Origin of the sequence: Pseudomonas sp. 10C3 (assembly GCF_036346185.1) — a bacterium.
In the GTDB taxonomy this organism is placed as follows: domain Bacteria; phylum Pseudomonadota; class Gammaproteobacteria; order Pseudomonadales; family Pseudomonadaceae; genus Aquipseudomonas.
In genome coordinates this window covers 1-234 of the sequence record NZ_JASJVE010000223.1, presented here as the reverse complement: position 1 = coordinate 234, position 234 = coordinate 1, and the positions used below count along the sequence as shown (strand labels likewise).

Below are 234 nucleotides of genomic sequence, written 5' to 3'. Positions count from 1 at the left end.
CAATTAGTATTGGTTAGCTCAACGCCTCACAGCGCTTACACCCCCACCCTATCAACGTCTTAGTCTTCGACGGCCGTTCAGGGGACTCAAGGTCCCAGTGAGATCTCATCTTGAGGCTTGTTTCCCGCTTAGATGCTTTGAGCGGTTATCTATTCCGAACGTAGCTACGCGTCAATGCCAGTGGCGTGACAACCGGAACACCTGAGGTTCGTCCTCTCCGGTCCTCTCGTACTA

Annotated in this window: 1 rRNA gene; it reads right to left on the bottom strand. The window is 53.0% G+C overall.

The features are described from left to right. A 23S ribosomal RNA gene (locus QN399_RS26690) occupies positions 1-234 on the bottom strand; the annotation flags it as partial.